Here is a 991-nt window from a genome sequence, read left to right on the forward strand (position 1 = left end):
TCGAACCGTACCGGCGAATTCCGCGTCCGTTCCATCTGAAAACTCCGTGTGCTCTGCCGGGCGCGTCCATCTTGGAGCCGCAGGGCCGGCCTAAGATAGGTCGTATGACGAACGAAACGAAGGAACCGACGCCGGATCAGCCAGCGGAACAGTCTTCCGTGGCTTCACCGGCTTCCGCGGCGCATGACGCGCATGGATACATTCCGACCTTGAACCAGGTCGAGGAACTGCATAGGAAAATCGCGCAATCCCAGGCCGCGTACGATCTCATCCATGGTCATTGCGTGGTCGTGGCCGATATCGCCCGGCGCATGGCACGCCGACAGAACGCGTTGTTCACCCGTCGCTGCACATTGCCCGCGGACGCGCCGGAACAAACCGGTGATTTCGGTCTTGACCTGTCGCATGATGAATCCGGTGCCGAAACGTTCGGCATGCTGCGCATCCCGGCGGTGCAGTCCACGGACGGCATCACCGGAGGCAGCGTGCCGCCGAGACTTATCGACGAGCATATGGTGGTGATCGGAGCGTTGCTGCATGATATCGGCACGTATTTCCTGCTCAAACAGGATGGTTCGGACGGCAACCCGCTGAAATTCGACGGTCCGCGTTATGTGCAGCATGGTCTCAAGGGCTATGAGTATCTGCTCAAGGAAGGCGTGGACGAATCCATCGCGCAGTTCGCGCGCAATCACACCGGCGTGGGATTGACCAAGCAGGCGGTGGAATCGCAGGGATTGCCGCTGCCTCCCGCCGATTACGTGCCGATGAACCTGGAACAGGAAGTCGTGATGGTCGCCGACAAGTACAACAGCAAGTCGATTCCGCCGAAGTTCCTGACCGCCGAAGCCTATACACGCAAGGCCGCACGATTCGGCGAAAACAACAAGCGTGAATGGCTTCGGCTGCTGGAACGGTACGGCATCGTCGATGTCAAGCCGCTTGCCGAGCAGTACCACATGCGCATCGCCGAATAATCGGGCGAGCACGA

1 protein-coding gene is annotated in these 991 nt (G+C 59.8%); it reads left to right on the forward strand.

Features of this window, described 5'->3' with window-relative positions; genetic code table 11:
* Positions 1-104: 104 nt before the first annotated feature.
* Positions 105-977, forward strand: a complete 873-nt coding sequence (locus B3C64_RS00210) for an HD domain-containing protein (RefSeq protein WP_291532916.1) — start codon at positions 105-107, stop codon at positions 975-977.
* Positions 978-991 lie beyond the last annotated feature (14 nt).

This window comes from Bifidobacterium sp. UBA6881, from assembly GCA_002451435.1.
In the GTDB taxonomy this organism is placed as follows: domain Bacteria; phylum Actinomycetota; class Actinomycetes; order Actinomycetales; family Bifidobacteriaceae; genus Bifidobacterium.

Excerpts from the sequence above, each read along its gene's own strand:
- B3C64_RS00210 (WP_291532916.1), top strand. The coding sequence starts at position 105 with ATGACGAACGAAACGAAGGAACCGACGCCGGATCAGCCAGCGGAACAG.